16 protein-coding genes are annotated in these 22,250 nt (G+C 67.5%); 4 read left to right on the top strand and 12 right to left on the bottom strand.

Features of this window, described 5'->3' with window-relative positions:
- From H0523_RS22935 to H0523_RS22885, 11 genes are all read right to left on the bottom strand, one after another.
- A partial coding sequence (locus H0523_RS22935) for a PepSY-associated TM helix domain-containing protein (protein ID WP_180180152.1) occupies positions 1-1,581 on the bottom strand: 1,581 nt, incomplete at its 3' end.
- Positions 1,578-1,859, bottom strand: coding sequence for a DUF3649 domain-containing protein (locus H0523_RS22930; RefSeq protein WP_006389389.1), 282 nt, complete (start codon positions 1,857-1,859; stop codon positions 1,578-1,580). The genes H0523_RS22930 and H0523_RS22935, both read right to left, overlap by 4 nt.
- Positions 1,860-1,882: 23 nt before the next feature.
- The gene (locus H0523_RS22925) at positions 1,883-2,515 is read right to left on the bottom strand and encodes a DUF4198 domain-containing protein (protein WP_054429518.1); all 633 of its coding nucleotides are present in this window, start codon (positions 2,513-2,515) and stop codon (positions 1,883-1,885) included.
- A 151-nt stretch (positions 2,516-2,666) separates the two neighbouring features.
- Complete coding sequence (locus tag H0523_RS22920; protein ID WP_054429519.1) at positions 2,667-5,177, bottom strand: TonB-dependent siderophore receptor; 2,511 nt, start codon at positions 5,175-5,177, stop codon at positions 2,667-2,669.
- A gap of 89 nt (positions 5,178-5,266) precedes the next feature.
- Entirely contained in the window at positions 5,267-6,223 is a 957-nt protein-coding gene (locus tag H0523_RS22915) for a FecR domain-containing protein (RefSeq protein WP_054429520.1), read from the bottom strand.
- Entirely contained in the window at positions 6,216-6,749 is a 534-nt protein-coding gene (locus H0523_RS22910; protein ID WP_054429521.1) for a sigma-70 family RNA polymerase sigma factor, read from the bottom strand. Before H0523_RS22910 ends, H0523_RS22915 begins: the two co-directional genes overlap by 8 nt.
- Positions 6,750-6,869: 120 nt before the next feature.
- Positions 6,870-7,961, bottom strand: coding sequence for a cell division protein ZapE (gene zapE, locus H0523_RS22905; protein ID WP_006393570.1), 1,092 nt, complete (start codon positions 7,959-7,961; stop codon positions 6,870-6,872).
- Positions 7,962-8,042: 81 nt separating this feature from the next.
- Positions 8,043-9,470, bottom strand: coding sequence for a dihydrolipoyl dehydrogenase (gene lpdA / locus H0523_RS22900; RefSeq protein ID WP_054429522.1), 1,428 nt, complete (start codon positions 9,468-9,470; stop codon positions 8,043-8,045).
- A 120-nt stretch (positions 9,471-9,590) separates the two neighbouring features.
- A complete protein-coding gene (odhB, locus tag H0523_RS22895) occupies positions 9,591-10,823 on the bottom strand; it encodes a 2-oxoglutarate dehydrogenase complex dihydrolipoyllysine-residue succinyltransferase (protein WP_054429523.1) in 1,233 nt (410 codons plus the stop codon).
- 102 nt (positions 10,824-10,925) lie between these two features.
- Positions 10,926-13,793, bottom strand: a complete 2,868-nt coding sequence (locus tag H0523_RS22890) for a 2-oxoglutarate dehydrogenase E1 component (protein WP_054429524.1) — start codon at positions 13,791-13,793, stop codon at positions 10,926-10,928.
- Positions 13,794-14,122: 329 nt separating this feature from the next.
- Positions 14,123-14,593 carry an Lrp/AsnC family transcriptional regulator gene (locus H0523_RS22885; protein ID WP_006393566.1) on the bottom strand — a complete coding sequence of 157 codons (471 nt, stop codon included), beginning with the start codon at positions 14,591-14,593 and terminating at the stop codon, positions 14,123-14,125.
- Positions 14,594-14,786: 193 nt separating this feature from the next.
- Between H0523_RS22885 and H0523_RS22880 the strand changes: the two genes are divergently transcribed.
- The 4 genes from H0523_RS22880 to H0523_RS22865 all read left to right on the top strand — a co-directional run bounded on the left by H0523_RS22880 (position 14,787) and on the right by H0523_RS22865 (position 19,920).
- Positions 14,787-15,803, top strand: a complete 1,017-nt coding sequence (locus tag H0523_RS22880; protein WP_054429525.1) for a 1-aminocyclopropane-1-carboxylate deaminase — start codon at positions 14,787-14,789, stop codon at positions 15,801-15,803.
- A 227-nt stretch (positions 15,804-16,030) separates the two neighbouring features.
- Positions 16,031-16,975: an allantoinase PuuE gene (puuE, locus tag H0523_RS22875; protein WP_054429526.1), complete on the top strand. Its 945-nt coding sequence runs from the start codon at positions 16,031-16,033 to the stop codon at positions 16,973-16,975.
- An 11-nt stretch (positions 16,976-16,986) separates the two neighbouring features.
- Complete coding sequence (locus H0523_RS22870; protein ID WP_054429527.1) at positions 16,987-18,684, top strand: hydantoinase/carbamoylase family amidase; 1,698 nt, start codon at positions 16,987-16,989, stop codon at positions 18,682-18,684.
- 3 nt (positions 18,685-18,687) lie between these two features.
- Positions 18,688-19,920 (top strand): M20 family metallopeptidase, encoded by a 1,233-nt coding sequence (locus H0523_RS22865; protein ID WP_054429528.1) that lies wholly within the window; start codon positions 18,688-18,690, stop codon positions 19,918-19,920.
- Positions 19,921-19,972: 52 nt separating this feature from the next.
- On the opposite strand, the gene H0523_RS22860 is transcribed toward H0523_RS22865, so the two are convergent.
- Positions 19,973-22,024 (bottom strand): OPT family oligopeptide transporter, encoded by a 2,052-nt coding sequence (locus tag H0523_RS22860; protein ID WP_054429529.1) that lies wholly within the window; start codon positions 22,022-22,024, stop codon positions 19,973-19,975.
- Between the last annotated feature and the right edge of the window lie 226 nt (positions 22,025-22,250).

Here is a 22,250-nt window from a genome sequence, read left to right as displayed (position 1 = left end):
GGCCCGGGCAGGCGCCTTGGCCGCGCCCTTGGCCGGCGCCTTGCGCGCGCGGGCGGCCTTGCGCGCCATCCAGCCCAGCAGCAGCGCGCCGGCCAGGCAGGTCAGGTCGAATCCCGCCATGACCCAGTCGCCCGCCGGCAACGACACGCCGAGGTGGCGCGAGGTGGTCAGGGCATTGACCACCGGCACCAGCGCCAGCGAAGCGGCGGCCAGCGTCAGCAGGTCCACCCACTTGCGCTTCTGGAACAGGAACGCATACACCAGCGACAGGCCCCAGGCGGCGAAGAACGCGCGCACTTCCCACAACTGGCGGCCCGGCAGGTCGGCCGGCACCAGGCGGTTGGTCCAGAAGAACGCGGCGACCGCGATGAACAGGCCGGCGATGGTGCCGGCGTTCAGGCCGTCCACCAGGCGCAACGAGAAGGCCTCGCGGGCGCCGGGGCGCGCTTTCTGGCGGCGCTTGGCGATCCACAGCACCAGGCCGGAACCGACCATGCCGGTGCCCGCCAGGCTGACCAGGAAATAGAACCAGCGCAGCAGCGGCTCGGCGAACAGGCCCAGGTGCAGGCCGACCACCACGCCGGCGGTGCGCACGGTCGGGCTCAGTTCGTCCTGCCCTTCCTGGAACGCGCCGGTGACGCCATCGAAGCGCGCATAGGGCGCGAGCCGGCCATAGGACACGCCATCGGCCGCATCGCGCGTCACGGTGACGGTGGCGCCGGCATCGCCGGGGTTGTTGACCGTGACGCGGCCCACGCGGCCATGCCAGCGCTGCTGCACCTGGTCCACCAGCGGCGCCAGGGCGACGAGAGGCGCGGGTTCGTTGCGCGGCGGCGTGACCTTGAACGCCGCGAACACGTCATCCGAATACTGGCGCGGGTTTTCATAGACCGCCATGATGCCGGCCGGCATCAGCATGGCCATGAACAGCACCAGGCCGCTGAAGGTGATCATCAGGTGGAACGGCAAGCCCAGCACCGACAGCGCGTTGTGGCCGTCCATCCAGGCCCGCTGCCCGCCCTTTTTCGGACGGAAGGTGAAGAAGTCGGCGAATATCTTCTTGTGCGTGATGATGCCGCTGATGATGGCCACCAGCATGAACATGCCGGCGATGCTGGCGAGCCAGCGCCCCCACGGGAACGCGGTCTCGAGTTCGAAATGGAAGCGGTAGAAGAAGTCGCCGCCGCGCGTCTCGCGCCCTTCGACGGCCTGGCCGGTCCGCGGGTCGAGCTTGGCGCGCACGAAGCCGCGCTCGCCCGGCTTGGGCTTGGGCACCTGGTACAGCAGCTGGATCACCGGTTCGCGGTCGGTCGGCGGCGTGATGAACCAGCGCTTGGCGTCAGGCGCGTGCTCGGTCAGGTAGCGCTGCGCCATGGCCACGGACTCGAGCGTGGGCGCGGCCTGCACCTGGATCTCGGGCTGCATCCAGCGGGTGATCTCGGGCCGGAAGAACGACAGCGTGCCGGTCAGGAACATCGCGAACAGCACCCAGCCGAAGATCAACCCCGACCAGGTGTGCAGCCACGACATGGATTGGCGCAGGCCCTCTTCGCCTTGCGCTTTTCCGTTAGCGGGTTTCATGCGCCCCCCACCATGCGGCCGATCAGGAACAGGCCGCCGAACAGCGCCGCCGGCAACAGGATGCCGGCCCAGGCGCGCCAGGCGTTGCGGGTGGCGAACACCCAGATGACGCCACAGGTGTAGACCACGAAGGCCGACATCTGCGCCGTGACCACGGCATCGGCGCGCTGCATGGGCAGCCAGACGGCCAGGCAGGCCGCGGCCGCCGAGGCCAGGCCGTAGCCGCCGAGGATGGCGGCCAGGGCCCGCGAGGCCACGGCAAGACGGTAGCGCATCATGCCTGCGCCGGCTGCGGGAGCTTTCACTTGGTCACGTTGAAGGTCAGGGTGGAAACGTAGCGGATCTTGGCGTAGGCCTTGCCGTCGGCCTCGCCGGCCTTGTCCTCGACGTGGGCGGCTTCCAGCACGTACTGGCCCGGCCACGGCGTGGTGATCTCGATGCGGCCGTTCTCGTCGCTGTGGAAACGCTTTTCCCACTTCGGCGGGCCGAACACGGTGACTTCGGTCTTGGCGAGCGGCTTGCCCTTGAACTGCAGCACGAAGGTATTGCTGCCCGCGGCGGCCGGCACCAGTTCCAGGTCGAGCTTGCCCTGGGTGTCTTCGCGGCCGGCCTTGGCGCCGTACTGCATCAGCGTGTCCTTGAACTGGATCGGCTGCGACAGGCGCACGTCGCCCTTGCCGGCGGCGGCGAACTCGACGAAATCCGCGCCCTCGGCCGACGCCTTGAGCGCCTTGCCGTCGGCGCCGGTCACCACCGGCGCCACCAGGACCTTGCCCAGGAGGCCGTCGCGCTTTTCACGCAGGTCGTCCGCCCATTCGCCGAAGTACGCCTTTGCCGGGCCCTGGTCGGCCCGCTCGAGCCAGACGAAGTGCGCCTGCGCCGCGCCGGCGCTGCCCAGCAGCGCAATGGCTGCCAAAGTCCTTGCGAATTTCATTGTCGATCTTCCTGTTATGAATGCCGGTCCGGAACCGCCGCCCGCGGCGGCCGCCTTATCGGCAAGGGTCTGAATTATAACCATTCTCACTACGATGTGAGGATCTGCGCGCGCGCCCGTCCACGGCCGGGCCGTGGACGGGCCATCTGGCCTACCAGCGATAACGCAGGCTGGCCTTGATCGAGCGCTGGTAGCCGTACCAGCACCAGGAATCGCCCGAGCACGAGGCGATGTATTCCTTGTCGAACAGATTCTGCACGTTCAGCGCCACCTGCATGCCCTTGAGCGATGGCGACACGCGGCCCAGGTCGTAGTCCAGCATCAGGTCGAACAGCGTGACCGACGGCACCTTCATGGTGTTGGCCTCGTCGCCGTACGACGATCCGATGTAGCGCACGCCGCCGCCCACGCCCAGGCCGGCCAGCGGACCGCCCTGCAACTGGTAGCGGGCCCAGGCCGAGGCCTGCTGCGACGGCACGCCCACCGGCGCCTTGCCCTTGAGATTCAGACCGGTCGTACCGGGATTGGCCTTGGAATAGGCGTTGTCCAGCAGCGAATAGCCCGCCATCAGCGTCAGGCCGCGCAGCGGCTCGGTCTTGGCTTCCAGCTCGATGCCCTGCGTGCGCAGTTCTCCCGACTGGATCTGGCAGCGCGCGTTCGACGTGCCGCACAGGTGCGCCGGGTCCGGATCGGTGGTCAGCATGTTCTCGCGGCGGATGTCGAACGCGGCCACCGACAGCAGCGTCGCGCTGCCCGGCGGCTGGTACTTGATGCCGACCTCGTACTGGTTGCCCTCGATCGGCTTGAACGGCGCGTTGTTCCAGCCGGTGCCCGATTGCGGCTCGAACGATTCGGAATAGCTGAAGTACGGCGCCACGCCGTTGTCGAAGTTGTAGATCACGCCGAAACGGCCGGTGAAGGCCTCGGCCCGCAGCGACGAGGGCGTGGTGCGGCCGGTGGCGATGGCGGTGCTTTCACCGACGTTGCGCGACCAGTCGTAGCGTCCGCCCAGCAGCACAGAGAGGCGATCGATCTTGATCTGGTCCTGGAAGTACAGGCCGGTCTGGTACTGCGTGGTGGTGGCGTCGGTCGAGAACGGCGGCACCGGGATGTTCTGGTGGTTGTCCGGGTTCATCACGTTCAGCGCGGGCGCGCTGCCGAAGCCCGACAGCGTGTCGGTCTTGACGTGCTGGTAGTCGAAGCCCAGCAGCACCGTGTGGCCGAAGGCGCCGGTGTTGAAACGCGCCTGCAGGTTGTTGTCGATGGTCAGCGCGCCGACCTCGACGTCGGTCGCGATCGCGGCGCGCTGCTGATACAGGTAGCGGCTGTCGGTGTAGCCGTAGAAGCGGCTGGACGCGCCGTAGATGCTGCGGTACTTGGCGTCGGAATGGGTCCAGCGCAGGCTCTGCGTCGCCTTCAGGCTGTCGCTGAAGCGGTGGTCCAGCACATAGCCGAGCGAATAGCTCTTGCGGTCGCTTTTCTCGAAGTTGGCGTCGCCGTCGTAGTAGCTCGGAGACAGGCGGATGCCGTCCGGCGCCGACAGCAGCGAGCGCATCGGCGGCACGGCGCCGTAGGAACCCATGTCGGGATCGCGCTGGAAATTCGTCAGCACGGTCAGCGAGGTGTCGCCGCTGGGCTTCCAGGTGAAGGCCGGCGAGACGAAATAGCGGCGCTCCTTGGTGTGGTCGATCTGGCCGTCGGACATGTAGCCCGATCCCACCAGGCGGTACAGGTACTTGCCGTCCGTATCGAGCGGGCCGCCGAAATCGAAATTGGCGCGCCGGTAGTCGTAGTTGCCGACCTGCAGCTCGACTTCATGCAGCGCTTCTTCCAGCGGCCGCTTGCTGACCTGGTTGACCACCCCGCCGGGGCCGCCCTGCCCATACATCACCGAGGCCGGCCCTTTCAGCACGTCCACGCGCTCCAGGCGGTAGGCATCCACCTGCGGCAGGGCATCGCGCCCGCCAAACACGCGCAAGCCGTCCAGGTAGGTCGACGCGGAGAAACCGCGCACGCTGAACTGGTCCAGCCGCGTGGCGGTGGCGCCGCGCGTTTCGGTCGCCACGCCGGGCGTATAGCGCAGCACCTGGTTCAGCGTCTGCGCGCCCTGCTCCGCGATCTGCTCGCGCGTGACCACGGACACCGATTGCGGCGTCTCGATCAGCGGGGTGTCGGTCTTGGTGGCGCTGACGCTGGCGCCGGCCACATAGCCCACGGTCGGCGCGAACGCGCTGAGGGAATTGCCCGACACCGTGACTGGCGCCAGCGTATGCGTATCACCCGCCTGCGCGGCCGGGGCCGCCACCAGCGTCCAGGTGTTGCCGGACTGGGCGCGCGCCTGCAGGCCGCTGCCCGCCAGGATGCGGGCAAAGCCCGCGCCCACCGAATAGGCGCCGTCCAGGCCGTCGGAGCGCAGGCCGCGCACCTGGGCCGGGTCGAACGACAGCACCACGCCCGCGCTGCGCGCGAACTGGGTCAACGCATCGCCGAGCGGACCGGCGGCGATCTGGTAGGTGCGCGGGGCCTGGGCCGCGGCGGGCGAGGCTTGCGCCCAGGCGGCAGGCGCGGCGGCCAGCCAGGCGCCGGCGCAGGTCGCGGCAAGCACGGCCAGGCGGCCGGCGGTCAAGGTCGCGCGCGGGCGCGGGCAGGATGAAGCGGACACGAAAAACTCCCTGTACGTAGGTCTCTATCTCTGCCTTTCCGTACCGGGAACAAAAACCTGCAATGCGTCGAGCGAGAAAATTGTAACGATCAGGCCGCGCGTGGACCGACCTGCAGCCAATACTGCGTATGCCGCGTCACCACGATGGGCAGCGCCGGCTCCAGCGCCCTGAGCGCGCGTTCGGCGTCGTCCAGCGGAAAGACGCCCGACAGCCGCAGCCCGGCCACCGCCGGGTCCACCCGGATCACGCCGATCCGCTGGCGCGCCAGGTATTGGGCGAAGTAATCCAGGCGCCAGTCCTTGGCCACCACCAGGCCGTCGACCCAGGCCAGGCGGTCCGGATCCGCGGCATGCCGCTCGACGGCGCCCTGCGCGCCATAGGTCAGGCGCTCGCCCGCCTCGGCCTGGGCCTGCCGCCCGTCGCGCAGCAGCGCGACGCTGCCCTGGTAGACCCCCAGCCGCGCGCCGTCATCCATGCGCCGCACGTCAAAGCGCGCATTCTCGGCCAACAGCACGCCGTAGCCCGTATCCACCCGCAGCGCGGTCGCGCCCGCCCGCGCTTGCGCGTTGACCAGAATCTCGCCGCGCAGCAGATCGATGCCGCGCGCGCCGCCATCGAGCCGCAAGCGCAGCGCGCTATCGCTGTTCAAGGTGATCAGCAGGCCATCGGCCACCGCGACCGTGCGCCGTTCGCCGACGCCGGTGCTCAGGTCCGCCGCCAGGCGTTGCCACGGCGTGTGCCGGTATCCGGCCCACCCCGTCACGCCGACGCCCGCAAGCGTCAGCATGGCGCGCAAGGCCCGGCGGCGGCCGGCCGGCCCCGGCGCGTCCAGCGCCGCATGCGCCAATGCCGCGGGAACGCGGCGCGCATCGCGGCCGATCATTTCCAGCCGATCCCAGGCCTGCCGGTGCAGGGGATCCCGCGCCAGCCAGGCATCACAGGCGTCGCGGTCGTGCGCATCGGCCTGACCGGATTGCAGACGGGCCCACCAGGCGATGGCCTCGCGCACCACGGACTCCGGCGGCCTGCCGAGGACGCTAGTCATAAAGCGCCGCATAGCAGGCGGACATGGCGCGCACCATGTACTGCTGCACGGAACTGAGCGACACGCCGAGCCGCTGCGCGATTTCGGGATAGGTCAGGCCGTCCAGCTGCGACAACAGGAACGCCGAGCGCGCCTTGGGCGGCAGGCTGTCGAGCAGCCGGTCGAGCTGCATCAGGGCCTGCATCTGCTCGGCCTGCGTTTCGGGCGACGGCGCATGGGCCTCGGGCATCGCGGCCAGATAGGCCAGATAAGCGTGTTCCAACGCCGCGTGGCGCTGATGATCGACCACCAGGCCCTTGGCGATGGTGGTCAGCAGGGCGCGGGCATCGCCGGCGCGCACCGCCTTGCGGCCCTGGATGACGCGCACGAACACATCCTGCGCCAGGTCCTCGGCGCGGTGCGCGCAGCCGAGCTTGCGGCGCAGCCAGCCGAACAGCCATGGCCGATGGTCGCGGTACAGGCCATCGACGGGCGTGACGGACGCATCGGCGCACGAGGCCGAAGACGGAATGAAGGGGGAAGACACTTGAAGACTGCGGTACGGGACCTGAAGTCTTCGGATCTTAATTGATAATGACTTGCATTACTAATGCTAACCACGCAAACCGCCCCGCGCGCGTCCACGAGGCGGGCGCTTGCGGCATAACTACAACGTTACGGTCAGGCGGCGCTCGGATTCCAGGTATTCGCGCGACTGCATTTCGAGGATGCGCGAGACCGTGCGGTGGAATTCATTGGCCAGCACGCCCTCGGTATAGATTTCCTCGGGTTCGCACTCGGCCGACATGATCAGCTTGACGCGGTGATCGTAGAACACGTCGATCAGCCAGGTGAAGCGGCGCGCCTCGGAGGCCTGCCGCGGTCCCATGCGCGGCACGCCGGACAGGATCACGGCGTGGAAGCGGTTGGCCAGCTCCAGGTAATCATTCTGCGAACGCGGGCCGCCGCACAGCGTGGCGAAGTCGAACCACACCACCGAACCGGCCAGCGCCAGCGCGCGGATCTCGCGGTGCTCGATGTGCAGCACCGGCTCTTGCGGCGGCGTGTCGGCCAGGCTGTCGAACGCCTGCTGCAGCGCCTGCTGCGCATGCTCATCGAGCGGCGAGTGATAGCACTGCACCTGCTCGAGCGAACGGCGGCGGTAATCGACGCCGGCATCCACGTTCATCACGTCCATGCGCGCCTGGATCAGCTCGATCGCCGGCAGCACGCGGTCGCGGTGCAGGCCGTCGGGATACAGCGTCGATGGCTCGTAGTTGGAGGTCATCACGAACGAGGTACCGTACTCGAACAGCTTGAACAGCAGACGGTGCAGGATCATCGCGTCCGCCACGTCCGACACATGGAACTCGTCGAAACAGATCAGGCGATAACGCTTGGCGACGCGCTTGGCGACCTCGTCCAGCGGGTCCTGCATGCCCTTCACTTCTTCCAGCTCGCGGTGCACGCCGCGCATGAACTCGTGGAAGTGCAGGCGCGTCTTGCGCACCACCGGCACGGTGGCGTAGAACGCGTCCATCAGGAAGCTCTTGCCGCGCCCCACCCCGCCCCACAGATACACGCCGCGCGGCACGTCGGGGCGGTTCAGCAGCTTCTTGAGCGCGTTCGAGCGCAGCGCCTTGAACTTGACCCATTCGTCGTAATAGCGCTGCAGCCGGTCGATCGCCTTTTTCTGGGCGGCGTCGGGCTGGTAGCCGCGTTCGGCCAGGGCTTGTTCGTAGTATTCGCGGACGTTCATGGGGAAGGCAGGTCAGGCAAATGAAAAAAAGGGCGGGTCCGAGAACCCGCCCCTTTGGCTAAGCCGCAGCGCGGTGCCGGATCAGAAGTTCAAGGCGCGCTTGTCGACGGCCAGGGCGGCTTCCTTCACGGCTTCCGACAGCGTCGGGTGCGCATGGCAGATGCGGGCGATGTCTTCGGCGGCGCCGCGGAATTCCATGATGGTCACGGCTTCCGAGATCAGTTCCGAGGCCATCGGGCCCACGATGTGCACGCCCAGGACTTCGTCGGTCTTGGCATCGGCGATCACCTTGGCGAAGCCGGTGGTGTCACCCAGCGCGCGGGCGCGGCCGTTGGCCAGGAACGGGAAGCTGCCGGCCTTGTACTCGCGGCCTTCGGCCTTGAGCTGCTGCTCGGTCTTGCCGACCCAGGCGATTTCCGGCGAGGTGTAGATGACCCACGGCACGGTGTCGAAGTTGACGTGGCCGTGCTGGCCGGCGATGCGCTCGGCAACCGCCACGCCCTCTTCCTCGGCCTTGTGCGCCAGCATCGGGCCGCGCACCACGTCGCCCACCGCCCAGACGTTGGGCAGATTGGTCTTGCAATCGCCGTCCACGGCAACGAAGCCGCGCTCGTCGAGCTTCAGGCCCACGGCGTCGGCGTTCAGGCCGCCGGTGTAGGGCACGCGGCCGATCGAGACGATCAGCTTGTCGACCACCAGCTTCTGCTCGGCGCCCTTGGCGTCGACGTAGGGCACGGTCACCGACTTGGCGGTCGCCTTGATCTCGCCGATCTTGACGCCCATCTGGATATTCAGGCCTTGCTTGGTGAAGGCCTTCAGGGCTTCCTTGGCCACTTGCTGGTCGGCGGCGGCCAGGAATTCCGGCATCGCTTCCAGGATGGTGACTTCCGAACCCAGGCGGCGCCACACGCTGCCCATTTCCAGACCGATGACGCCGGCGCCGATCACGCCCAGCGACTTCGGCACGGCGCCGATGTTCAGCGCGCCGTCGTTGGACAGCACGACCTTTTCATCGAACGGCAGGCCGGGCAGCTCGCGCGCCGACGAACCGGTGGCGACCACCACGTGCTTGGCAACCAGGTCTTCCTCGGCGGTGCCGGTGACCTTGATGGCCCAGCCGCCCTCGACCTGGCCGACGAACGCGCCCTTGCCATGGAAGAAGGTGACCTTGTTCTTCTTGAACAGGTACAGGATGCCGTCGTTGTTCTGCTTGACCACCGAGTTCTTGCGGCCGATCAGCGTGTCGAGCTTCAGGCTGACGCCCTTGACTTCGATGCCGTGCTCGGCGAAGTGGTGGTTGGCCTGCTCGTAGTGCTCGGACGATTGCAGCAGCGCCTTGGACGGGATGCAACCAACGTTGGTGCAGGTGCCGCCGGGGGCCGGGCCGCCCTGGCCGTTCTGCCAGGCGTCGATGCAAGCCACCGACATGCCGAGCTGCGCGGCGCGGATGGCGGCGATGTAGCCGCCGGGGCCCGCGCCGATGACGACGACGTCGAATTGTTTGGACATAGTGTTCTCGCGAATGAGGAGGGAGTGAAACTCGCCCCGGCCCGCGCGAGCCGGCCCGAGGGGCCGGCCGGGCGCCGCCGGCCCGAAGGCCGCGGCGGCGCCGGGCTCAGGGCGCCGAGATTACAGGTCCAGCAACAGGCGCTGCGGATCTTCCAGGGCGTCCTTCATGGCGACCAGGCCCAGGACGGCTTCGCGGCCGTCGATGATGCGGTGGTCGTAGGACAGGGCCAGGTAGTTCATCGGGCGGATGACGATCTGGCCGTTTTCCACCACGGCGCGATCCTTGGTGGCGTGCACGCCCAGGATGGCCGATTGCGGCGGGTTGATGATCGGGGTCGACAGCATCGAGCCGAACACGCCACCGTTGGAGATCGAGAACGTGCCGCCGGTCATCTCTTCGATGCCCAGCTTGCCGTCGGCGGCGCGGCGGCCGAAGTCGGCGATGGTCTTTTCGATCTCGGCGATCGACAGCTGGTCGGCGTTGCGCAGGATCGGCACCACCAGGCCACGCGGGCTGCCGACAGCGATACCGATGTCGAAGTAGCCGTGGTAGATGATGTCCTTGCCGTCGATCGAGGCGTTGATCAGCGGGAACTTCTTCAGCGCGGCAACGGCGGCCTTGACGAAGAACGACATGAAGCCCAGCTTGATGCCGTGTTCCTTCTCGAACTTGTCCTTGTACTTGTTGCGCAGATCGATGACCGCTTGCATGTTCACTTCGTTGAACGTGGTCAGGATCGCGTTTTCCTGTTGCGATTGCAGCAGGCGCTCGGCGATGCGGGCGCGCAGGCGGCTCATCGGCACGCGCTGTTCCGGACGGCCGTCCAGCGACAGCGTGGTCGGGGCCGGAGCGGCCGGGGCCTTGGCCGGCACGGCCTTGGCGGCGGGGGCGCTGGCGTTCAGGGCGTCGCCCTTGGTGACGCGGCCGTCACGGCCGGTGCCGGCGACGTTGGCGGCGTCCACGCCCTTTTCGGCGAGGATCTTGGCGGCGGCGGGCGAAGCCACGCCGGCGGCGGCGGTCGAGGCGGGAGCGGCCGGGGCGGCGGCGGCTTGCGCGGCGGCCTTGGGCGCTTCGGCGGCGGGGGCGGTGGCCGGGGTGGCGGCGGCCTTGCCGGCGGTGTCGATACGGGCCAGGACTTCGCCCGAGGTGACGGTGCTGCCATCGCCCTTGACGATTTCAGCCAGCACGCCCGAGGCGGGAGCCGGCACTTCCAGCACGACCTTGTCGGTTTCGACTTCGATCAGGATTTCGTCCGCTTCGACGGCAGCGCCGGGCTGCTTCTTCCAGGTCAGCAGGGTCGCTTCGGAAACGGATTCGGAGAGTTGGGGGACGACGACGTCGGTGATAGCCATTTTGTTTATTCCGTAGAGTGTGTGTTCTGGACCGCGCGGCGCGGGCAAAGTTCGAAAGCGGGTTGCTGGAACTTGCCGCACGCCGCGCGTGCATCGGGTTGGTTACTTGGTCAGCATGACCTTGAACTTGGGCGCGAAAGCCGTTTCGATCAGGGCCTTCTGCTGTTCCTGGTGCTTGGCCAGGTAGCCCACGGCCGGCGATGCCGACGCGGCGCGGCCGGCGTAACCCAGCTTCTGGCCTTCGACCATGTTCTCGTACACGTGATGCTGAACGTAGAACCACGCACCCTGGTTCTGCGGCTCGTCCTGGACCCAGATCACTTCGGTGGCCTTCGGGTACTTGCGCAGTTCGGTCTCGAACGACTTGTGCGCGAACGGGTACAGCTGCTCGACGCGGACGATGGCGACGTTGTCGGCGCCACGTTCACGGCGGGCATTGACCAGATCGTAGTAGACCTTGCCCGAGCAAGCCAGCACGCGCTTGACCTTGGCGGCGTCGATGGCCTCGTCGACCTCGCCGATGACCGGGCGGAAGCTGCCGCCGGCCAGTTCGGTCAGGGGCGAACCGGCGTCCTTGTTGCGCAGCAGCGACTTGGGCGTGAACAGCACCAGCGGCTTGCGGAACGGGCGGATCATCTGGCGACGCAGCACATGGAAGATCTGCGAGGCCGAGGTCGGCTGGATCACTTGCATGTTGTTGTCGGCGCACAGCTGCAGGAAGCGCTCGATGCGGCCCGACGAGTGCTCGGGACCCTGGCCTTCGTAGCCGTGCGGCAGCATCAGCGTCAGGCCCGACTGGCGGCCCCACTTGGCTTCGCCGGAGCTGATGAACTGGTCGATCACGACCTGGGCGCCGTTGACGAAGTCGCCGAACTGGCCTTCCCAGATGGTCAGCGTGTTGGGTTCGGCGCTCGAGTAGCCGTATTCGAAGCCCAGCACGGCCTCTTCGGACAGCACCGAGTCGATCACGGTGAACGGAGCCTGGCCTTCCGAGACGTTCTGCAGCGGAATGTAGGTGCCGTCGTTCCAGCGCTCGCGGTTCTGGTCGTGCAGCACGGCGTGGCGGTGCGTGAACGTGCCACGGCCCGAGTCCTGGCCGGTGATGCGGATCGCGTAGCCCGACGAAACCAGCGTGGCGAAGGCGAGGTGTTCGCCCATGCCCCAATCCAGGTTCATCTCGCCCTTGGCCATGGTGCGGCGGTCGTTCAGCAGCTTGGCGACCAGCGGGTGCACCGTGAAGCCTTCCGGCACCGTGGTGATGCGCTCGCCGATGCGCTTGAGCTCGGCCAGCGGCACGGCGGTGTCGGCCTGGTCGGTCCACTTGGCGCCCAGGAACGGCGACCAGTCGATGGCGTACTTGCTCTTGTAGTCGGTCAGCACCGGTTCAATGGTGCGCTGGCCGTCTTCCATCAGCTGACGGTAGTCCTTGACCAGCTGGTCGGCTTCGCCTTCGGCCAGCACGCCTTGCGTGGTCAGCTTGTCGGCGTACAGCTTGCGCGTGCCGGGGTGGTGGCCGATGCGCTTGTACATCAGCGGCTGCGTCAGCGACGGGGTGTCCTGCTCGTTGTGGCCCAGCTTGCGGAAGCAGACGATGTCGACCACGACGTCGTGGCGGAACTGCAGGCGGTAATCCAGGGCCAGCTTGGTGATGAACACGACGGCTTCGGGATCGTCGCCGTTGACGTGGAACACCGGGGCTTCGATCATCTTGGCCACGTCGGTGCAATACAGCGTCGAGCGCGAGTCGCGCGGATCCGACGTGGTGAAGCCGATCTGGTTGTTGATGACGATGTGCATCGTGCCGCCCGTGCCGTAGCCGCGGGTCTGGGCCAGGTTCAGCGTTTCCATCACCACGCCCTGGCCGGCGAAGGCCGCGTCGCCGTGCACCAGCACCGGCAGCACTTGCTTGCCTTCGGCGTCGCCGCGGCGTTCCTGGCGGGCGCGCGCGCTGCCTTCGACCACGGGGTTGACGATTTCCAGGTGGGACGGGTTGAACGCCAGCGACAGGTGCACCGGACCGCCACGGGTCGACAGGTCGCTCGAGAAGCCGTTGTGGTACTTCACGTCGCCATCGGTCAGGCCTTCGGCGTGCTTGCCTTCGAACTCGGCGAACAGGTCGCCGGGCATCTTGCCCATGATGTTCACGAGCAGGTTCAGGCGGCCGCGGTGGGCCATGCCGACCACGATTTCCTGGACGCCGTTTTCACCGGCGTGGTTCACCACTTCGTCCATCGAGGCGATGAAGCTTTCGCCGCCTTCCAGCGAGAAGCGCTTCTGGCCGACGTACTTGGTGTGCAGGAAGCGCTCGAGGCCTTCGGACTCGGTCAGCTGCTGCAGGATGTGACGCTTTTCCTCGACCGAGTAGGTCGGCGCGCCCAGCGTGGTTTCCAGGCGTTCCTGGATCCAGCGCTTGGCGGCGGGGTCGGAGATGTGCGTGAATTCAGCACCGATGCTGCGGCAGTACGTGTCGCGCAGCGCCTTCAGGATGTCGCGCAGCGTCATGGTGCTGGCGGTCGTGAAGTAGGTGTTGGTGGCCGAGTAGGTCTGGTCCAGGTCGGCTTCGGTCAGGCCGTAGAAGGCCGGATCGAGTTCGGGGATCGGGGGACGTTCCTGGCGCTTGAGCGGATCCAGGTCGGCCCAGCGCGAACCCAGCGAGCGGTAGGCGGCGATCAGCGATTGCACCGAGACTTGCTTGGAGGCGACGCTCAGATCGGGTTCGGCGGCGCGTTGCACGAAGGCATTGGCCTTGGCGCGCTGGGCGAACGATTCGACGATGGGAGCGTGGGCCTGGTCGCGGGTGGATTCCTGGCCGTCGGTCGCGGGAGCGTGCTGCAGCTGGTCGAAGTATTCGCGCCAGTTGTCAGGTACCGAACCGGGGTTGTCGAGGTAGGCTTCGTAAAGCTCCTCAACGTAGGGGGCATTTCCCCCAAACAAGTAAGACGTGGATAGGGATTCTATTTCCGAAGACATAATCGCTTCACCTTTACGAGTGCTTCACTCGATTACGATGCAGGAAAACCTTCCGCGACACGGGCTTCCCGTTTAGCGGATAGCAGGGGCAGAAGGCGCGTACAAGCCTTGAAAGCCGTATGGATGAAAGTATAACCCTTTGAGTTTATGGGCGTCTTCTTGCGATTGCGTGACGCAAAAGCGCAAGCGGAATGGCTCCATGCGGTATTGGAATGTCCGCCCAACCCCTGCAATTACGCTGTCTACTCGCCACCAATTTCCGCTAACGAAAAATGCCGCAATGCGGCATTTTTTTTGGCCCGCGCACGGGGTGTTGCGCAATAGCCTCGTCAGAGCGGCAGCTCGGTGGTCGACAGGATCTCTTTCAGGACGAAAAAAGTGCGGATCTGGCGCACCCCGGGCAGCTTGATGATCTCGCCCGCGTGCAGCTTGTTGAAGCGCTCCAGGTCGCGGATGCGCAGCATCAGGAAGTAGTCGAACTCGCCCGCCACGAGGTGGCATTCGAGGCAGCCGCTGATGCCGCGCGCCGCCGCTTCGAAGTCGGTGAAGGACTCGGGCGTGGAGCGGTCCAGCACCACCCCGACGATGACCAGCGTGGCCATCTCGACCTCGGCCGGTTCGAGCAGCGCCACGGTCTTCCGGATGATGCCCTCGGCCTTGAGCTTTTCCACGCGCCGCAGGCAGGCCGCGGGACTGAGGTGCACGCGCGCGCTCAGGTCCAGGTTGGTGATCTGGGCGTCCTGCTGCAGCAGGCGCAGGATCTGGCGGTCGATGCGATCCAGCCCGGCGATGGCGGCCATTCAATATGTCCCTATAAAATTTAATTTGGTCTTTATTTTTTATTGATAAATATTAAATCTAAAAATCCAATTTCCTAAAAATTTAAAAGGAAGAAATTAAAAAAATACGCAATTGACCAACAATCCGACGGGTTCCTATGATTTTTCCATCCGCGGCGCCGTCCGCCCGGACCCTTCCCCACCAGGAGCCCGCATGGATCTGCAACGCTTTCCCCGCCATCGCCTGACCTTCGGCGACACCCCCATCGAGAAACTCGACCGCCTGTCCGCCCATCTGGGCGGCAAGGTCGAGATCTATGCCAAGCGCGAGGACTGCAACAGCGGCCTGGCATTCGGCGGCAACAAGCTGCGCAAGCTGGAATACCTGATTCCGCAGGCGCTGGAACAGGGCTGCGACACACTCGTCACCATCGGCGGCATTCAGTCCAACCACACCCGCATGGTGGCGGCGGTGGCCGCCAAGCTCGGCCTGGCCTGCGTGCTGGTGCAGGAAAACTGGGTGGACTACTCGGACGCGGTCTACGACCGGGTCGGCAACATCATGATGAGCCGGCTGATGGGCGCCGACGTGCGCCTGGTGGACCAGGGCTTCGACATCGGTTTCCGCCGCAGCTGGGAAGAGGCGCTGGAAGACGTGCGCAAGCGCGGCGGCAAGCCCTATGCGATCCCGGCCGGCGCCTCCGACCATGAGCTGGGCGGGCTGGGCTATGTCGGCTTCGCCGAGGAAGTGCGGCGGCAGGAGGCCGAGCTGGGCTTCAGGTTCGACTACATCGTGGTCTGCGCCGTCACCGGCAGCACCCAGGCCGGCATGGTGGTGGGCTTTGCCGCCGACGGCCGCGCCGACCGCGTGATCGGCATCGACGCCTCGGCCACGCCCGACCAGACCCGCGCGCAGATCCTGCGCATCGCGCGCCGCACCGCCGACATGGTGGGCCTGCAACGCCCCATCACGGACAGCGACGTGGTGCTGGACACGCGTTATGCGTACCCGGCCTACGGCCTGCCGTCGGCCGAGACCAACGAGGCCATCCGCCTGTGCGCGCGGCTCGAAGGGATGATGACCGACCCGGTCTACGAGGGTAAATCGATGCAGGGCATGATGGACATCGTGCGGCGCGGAGAGATTCCGGCCGGTTCCCGGGTGCTGTACGCGCATCTTGGGGGGGTGCCGGCGATCAACGCCTACAGCTTTCTCTACCGCAACGGCTGACGGCGGCTACGGCGCCAGCGCCTGGCCCTGCGGCGACCTGCGCTGACCCGACCGATTACCGATGCCCACGAACAACCCGCCGGCAGCGCATGCCGGCGGGTTGTTCGTTTCAGGACGACCGATTTTCCCTGGCGTATTAGGGTCATCACTAATGATGTACATAAATTGTATACAGACAATGCGGTTTACCTTATCGTGTCGAACACGATGTCCACGCCCGCCCCGCCATGAGCACCTACGACGCCACCCAGCCCTACCCGCGTGACCTGATCGGCTACGGCCGCAACCCGCCGCATGCGCAATGGCCCGGCGGCGCCCGCATCGCGGTGCAGTTCGTGCTCAATTACGAGGAAGGCGGCGAAAACTGCGTGCTGCATGGCGACGCGGGGTCCGAGCAGTTCCTGTCCGAGATGTTCAATCCGGCCAGCTACCCGGAACGCCACCTGAGCATGGAAGGCATCTACGAGTACGGCTCGCGCGTGGGCGTCTGGCGCATCCTGCGTGAATTCGAAAAGCGCGGCCTGCCGCTCACGGTGTTCGCCGTCGGCATGGCGCTGCAGCGCCACCCCGAGCTGGCCTCGGCGCTGGTCGAACTCGACCACGAGATCGCCTGCCACGGCTGGCGCTGGGTGCACTACCAGAACGTGGACGAAGCCACCGAACGCGAGCACATGCGCCTGGGCATGGACGCCCTGGCGCAGCTGACCGGCGCCCGCCCGCTGGGCTGGTACACCGGCCGCGACAGCCCGCGCACGCGCCGCCTGGTGGCCGACTACGGCGGCTTCGAGTACGACAGCGACTACTACGGCGACGACCTGCCCTTCTGGATGCAGGTGCAAAAGAGCGACGGCAGCGTGGCGCCGCAACTGATCGTGCCCTACACCCTGGATTGCAACGACATGCGCTTCGCGCTGCCGCAGGGCTACTCGCACGCCGACCCGTTCTTCCAGTACCTCAAGGACAGTTTCGACGCGCTCTACGCCGAAGGCGACGAGGCCCCCAAGATGCTCAGCATCGGCATGCATTGCCGCCTGCTGGGCCGGCCGGGCCGCATCGTCGCCCTGCAACGCTTCCTGGACCACATCGCGCGCCACGACCGCGTCTGGGTCTGCCGCCGCCTGGACATCGCCCGGCACTGGCAGGCGCGCCATCCCTATCAACCCGCTCCCTGAACGGCGCAACCATGGCCCATACCCTCGCCCGATTCAACGACGCCGCGCCGCAAGACGCGGCCGCCATGCTGGCCGACCTGTATCCGCACGCGCCCTGGGCCGTGGACCAGGCGGTGCGCGCGCGGCCGGTGCACAGCGTGGCCCAGTTGCAGCTGGCGCTGCAACGCGCGGTGGACGACGCCGATGCCGCCGCGCAATTGGCGCTGCTGCGCGCCCAGCCCGCGCCCGCGTTCGCCGCAAACGCCGCAGCCGCGCTGGCCGCCGACCATGCCGCGCGTTTCGGCTTCCCGTTCGTGCTGTCCCGCTACGACCCGCGCGGCGCCCCCGTGCAAGACGCGCAGTGGGTCCAGGCCCTCGAACGCCGCCAGCACAACGCGCCGGACGATGAGCGCCGCGAGGCCCTGCGCCAATTGCACCGCGACGCCGAAGTGCAGTTGCACGAACGCTTCGGCGCCGAACCGCAACAGGGCAACGACATCTGGGACTGGCAGGAAAAACTCAGCGCGCACAGCGACCCCGGCTATGCCGAGAACGGCCAGCTCACCGTCACCTACCTGACCGATGCGCACCGCGCCTGCGCGCAGCGCATCTCGCACTGGATGCGCGATTGCGGCTTCGACGAAGTCGGCATCGATGCCGTCGGCAACGTGGTCGGCCGCTACCATGCGGTCCGCGCCGATGCGCCCATCCTGATGAGCGGCAGCCATTACGACACGGTGCGCAATGCCGGCAAATACGACGGCCGCCTCGGCATCTTCGTGCCGATGGCCTGCGTGCGCGCGCTGCACCGTCAGGGCCGCCGCCTGCCCTACGCGATCGAAGTCGTCGCATTTTCCGAAGAGGAAGGCCAGCGCTATCCGGCCACCTTCCTCGGATCCGGCGCGCTGATCGGCGACTTCCAGCCGCGCTGGCTCGAACAGAAGGACGCCGACGGCATCAGCATGCGCGACGCCATGGCGCACGCGGGGCTGTGCGTCGACGACATTGCCAAGCTCAAGCGCGACCCGGCCCGCTATCTGGGCTTCATCGAAGTGCATATCGAACAGGGCCCCGTGCTGAACGAAATGGGCCTGCCGCTCGGCGTGGTCACCTCCATCAACGGCTGCGTGCGCTACCGCGCGCGGATCCACGGCACGGCCTGCCACGCCGGCACCACGCCGATGGACCGGCGCCGCGACGCCGCCGTGGCCGCGGCCGAGCTGATCGTGTTCGTCGAAGGCCGCGCCGCGCGCGACGGCGACTCGGTCGGCACCGTCGGCATGCTGGAAGTGCCCAATGGCTCGATCAACGTGGTGCCCGGCGAATGCCGCTTCAGCCTCGACCTGCGCGCGCCCAGCGATCCGCAGCGCGATGCGCTGGCCACGGACGTGCTGGCCGAACTGGAAGCGATCTGCCAGCGCCGCGGCCTGCGCTACACACTGGAGGAAACCATGCGCGCCGCCGCCGCGCCCAGCGCGCCGGCCTGGCAGCAACGCTGGGAGCGCGCGGTCCAGGCGCAGGGCGTGCCGGTCCACTGCATGCCCAGCGGCGCCGGCCACGACGCCATGAAGCTGCACGAGATCATGCCGCAAGCCATGCTGTTCGTGCGCGGCCAGAACGCCGGCATCAGCCACAACCCGCTCGAATCCACCACCAACCACGACATGCAGCTGGCCGCGCAGGCAATGCAGCGGCTGCTTGACGATCTCGCCAACGAAGCAACGAGCTGAACCATGACCGACTACGCCCGACTCGACGCCTGGGTGGACGCCCACTTCGATGAAGAAGTGCGCTTCCTGCAGGAACTGGTGCGCGTGCCGACCGACACGCCGCCGGGCAACAACGCCCCCCACGCCGTCCGCACCGCCGAACTGCTGCAGGGCTTCGGCCTGCAGGCCGAGTCCCATCCCGTGCCCGCCGACGAGGTGCGCGCCTATGGCATGGAATCCATCACCAATCTGATCGTGCGCCGCGAATACGGCGCCGGCGGCCGCCGCATCGCGCTCAACGCCCACGGCGACGTGGTGCCGCCGGGCGATGGCTGGGAGCACGATCCGTACGGCGCCGAGATCGTGGACGGCAGCCTGTACGGCCGCGCCGCCGCGGTCAGCAAGAGCGATTTCGCCAGCTTCACCTTCGCGCTGCGCGCGCTGGAAGCGGTGGCCCGTCCGAGCCACGGCGCGGTCGAGCTGCATTTCACCTACGACGAGGAATTCGGCGGCCTGCTCGGGCCCGGCTGGCTACTGCGCCAGGGGTTGACGAAACCCGACCTGCTGATCGCGGCCGGCTTCAGCTATGAAGTCGTGACGGCGCACAACGGCTGCCTGCAGATGGAAGTCACGGTGCACGGCAAGATGGCGCACGCCGCCATTCCCGCCACCGGCGTGGACGCGCTGCAGGGCGCGGTCGGCATCATGAACGCGCTGTATGCGCAGAATGCGCGCTATCGCGGGATCACCTCGCAGGTCGAAGGCATCAGCCACCCCTACCTGAACATCGGCCGCATCGAAGGCGGCACCAACACCAACGTGGTGCCCGGCAAGGTCGTGTTCAAGCTGGACCGCCGCATGATCCCCGAAGAGAACGCGGCCGAGGTCGAGGCCGACATCCGCCGCATCATCGAAGACGCCGCGGCCGCCGCGCCCGGCATCCGCGTCGAGATCAGGCGCCTGCTGCTGGCCAACGCCATGCGGCCGCTGCCCGGCAACCAGCCACTGGTGGACGCCCTGCGCAAGCACGGCCAGGAGCTGTTCGGCGAGCCCATCCCCGCCATGGGCACGCCGCTCTATACCGACGTGCGCCTGTATGCCGAGGCCGGCGTTCCCGGTGTGATCTACGGCGCCGGTCCGCGCACCGTGCTGGAATCGCACGCCAAGCGCAGCGACGAGCGCGTAGTGCTGGAAGACCTGCGGCGCGCCACCAAGGTCATCGCCCGCACATTGGCCGACCTGCTGCGATCCGCATGAAAAAAGGGCATGGCGCCCGCGCGCCATGCCCCTTGATCGATGCGTCGCGGCGCTACGCCAGCCGCATCACCCGGCGCCAGAACAGCACCGCCACCAGCGCGAATACCGCCAGCCCCAGGAAAGAGGCGGTGCGCGCGAACTCCTCGCCCGCGATCGCCAGCGGCGCATCGGTGCCGGCGGCGCCGATGATGGCCGCCATCACCACGCCCACCAGGCTCTCGCCCACGATCAGGCCGGAGGCGATCAGCACGCCGCGCCGGTTGGCGGCCTCGGCGAACGACTCGTAGTCCTTGCCGGCGGCCGCGGCGCGGCGGCGCAGCGCCCGCTCCAGCAGCCAGGCCAGCAGCGCGCCGGCCACGATCGGCGCCGCCACGGTCGGCGGCAGGTAGATGCCGATGCCCACCGCCAGCACCGGGATGCGCGCCACCTTGCAGGTGCGCTTGAGGATCTCGTCCAGCACGATCAGGCCGACGCCCACCGCCATGCCGATCAGGATCATGGTCCAGTTCAGCTGGTGCGTGAAAATGCCGCGCGCGATCGCCAGCATCAGCGTGGCCTGCGGCGCCGACAGCGCCTGCGCCGGATCCATGCCTTCGCGCGGCATGGCGTCGGCAAAGCCGTAGGCGTTGTACAGCAGCTCCAGCACCGGCGAGATCACCGCCGCGCCGACCACGCAGCCAATCAGCAGCGCCACCTGCTGGCGCCAGGGCGTCGCGCCCACCAGCCAGCCGGTCTTCAGGTCCTGCAGGTTGTCGTTCGAGATCGACGCCACGGCCACCACCGCCGACGTGCTGAAGATGGCCAGCGCGATCGTCATCTGCACGCCGTTCTGCACCGCCAGCAATTCGCCGCCCAGGGCCAGCATCAGCAACGACACCAGCACGATGGCGACGATGCCCACGCCCGAGATCGGGCTGGTCGACGACCCCACCAGGCCGGCCATGTAGCCGCAGGCGGCCGCCACCAGGAAGCCGAACACGAAGGCGAACAGCACCGCGTAGGCCACCAGCTTCCAGATGGCCGCGGCCGACAGCGGCGCGCCCGCCAGGAACACCTGGAAGGTGATCACCAGCACCGCCACCAGCACCAGCGTGACCACCGAGATCCAGCCGGCAGACAGGTCGCGCTCGGTGCGCGGGGCCTTGCCGGCGCGCGCCGCGCCAGCCTTTGTCAGCGCCGAGAACGAGGCCTTGACGCCGCGCGCCATCGGCACGAACAGCGTCGCCAGCGTCCAGATGGCGCCCACGCCGATCACGCCGGCGCCGATGAAACGCACCTGCGACGACCACAGCCCGGTGGCGAACTTGGCCAGCGTCATGCCGGCGGGCATCTCGGCCATCGAGGTCAGGATCGGCACCGCGATGCCCCACGAGATCACCAGCCCGGTCAGCATGGCCAGGCCGGCCACGATGCCGATCAGGTAGCCGGCGCCGAGCAGCGCCAGCGAAAAACCCATCGGCAGCCGGAACACCGCGCCGCCCAGCGCGAACCAGCCGCTGACGCCTTCGCCCAGCACCCGCAGGCCGCTGGCGGCGAAGCTGACCGCCGCCGCGACCACGCCGCCGCTGACGATGTCGCCCATGCCGGTGGCGGCCGGCTTGGCCGGCGCTCGGCCCGCCTCTTCGGCCGCTTCCTGGGCGCGCTCGGCGCTGCCAACCCGCAGGATCTCGGCCGCGGCCACGCCTTCCGGATACGGCAGGTCGCTCTGCACCACCATCACATGGCGCAGCGGAATCGTGAACATCACGCCCAGCATGCCGCCGGCCGCGCAGATGCCCAGGGTCTGCCAGAACGGAAAGCCCTGCCAGTGGCCCATCATGACCAGGGCCGGCAGGATGAAGATGATGGAGGACAGCGTGCCGGCCGCCGAGGCCTGCGTCTGCACCATGTTGTTCTCGAGGATGTTGGCGTCCTTGAACAGCCGCAACACCGACATGGAAATAACCGCCGCCGGGATCGCCGAGGAGAAGGTCAGGCCGACCTTGAGCCCCAGGAACACATTGGAGGCGGTGAAGATGATGGTGATGACCGCGCCCAGCAGCACGCCGCGGAACGTCAGTTCCGGTAGCGTGACCTCTGCCGGGACGGTGGTGGGTTGAGTCATTGAAGTCTCCCTTTACTGGCCGGGGTCGACCCGCCGCGGGAGCGGGACGGCCACGGCCTTCAGGGCGTTTACGCCCTGTTGGTTGCCGGTTTGTTTTTTCTGAAGCGCGAATTCTAGCGCCTCGGCGTCCAGCAGGTGGTCACCACCGGTAAGCGGCCCTTGGCGGCAGATCCTGCCGCCCACCCTGAAATCGGCAAACGATTATGCTGAAAACCTGGATTTCCTC

Source organism: Achromobacter insuavis, from assembly GCF_902859645.1.
Taxonomy (GTDB): Bacteria; Pseudomonadota; Gammaproteobacteria; order Burkholderiales; family Burkholderiaceae_B; genus Achromobacter; species Achromobacter insuavis.
The sequence above is the reverse complement of the archived record's forward strand: the minus strand, read 5'-3'. Positions and strand labels throughout refer to the sequence as shown.